Source organism: Roseovarius halophilus (ex Wu et al. 2025), assembly GCF_047086965.1.
Genome location: NZ_JBKOTX010000544.1, coordinates 1 through 560 on the forward strand (window position 1 = coordinate 1; position 560 = coordinate 560).

1 pseudogene is annotated in these 560 nt (G+C 63.2%); it reads left to right on the forward strand.

Annotated features, from left to right (window positions below):
- Positions 1-343: 343 nt before the first annotated feature.
- Positions 344-560 (forward strand): annotated as a pseudogene (locus ACH107_RS33405) (acetyl-CoA carboxylase, biotin carboxyl carrier protein); the annotation flags it as partial.

A 560-nucleotide genomic window follows, 5' to 3' on the forward strand; every position in this document is an offset into this window, starting at 1 on the left:
CTCCGGCAAGATCATGCGCCGCATCCTGCGCAAGATCGCCGAAAACGACTACGACGCCCTCGGAGATACATCAACACTCGCAGACCCCTCCGTCGTCGACGACCTCATCGAAAACAGAATGAACACCTGATCCGACCGCAGTGCGATCGCATCGCGGGGGCCGTGCAGCGCGCGGCCCCGGCCATTCCGGGACAGGGCGTTACGGTCACCGGAGAGATCAACGGGGCCAAAATCGTGCGGTGTTGCTTTCCACCGTCGTTTGGTTGGTGTATGCGCCCCGCAGCGTGGTGATCCAGCCGCGCAGTTGATATCCCCTGGCGACAGACAACCGGCTGAGGACAGAATGACAAAGAATACGCCGCACGAGACCGACGTGAGCTTCATCCAGGCGTTGGCGGAACTCCTGCGCGAAAACGACCTGACCGAGCTTCAGGTCAAGCGCGACTACGCCGAAAACGACAGCCTGAACGTCCGTGTCAGCCGCCAGGGTTCCGGGCCAGCGATCCTCGCGCCCATAGATGCCGCGGCCCGGGGCATCGTGGCGTTGGCGCAGCTGACGC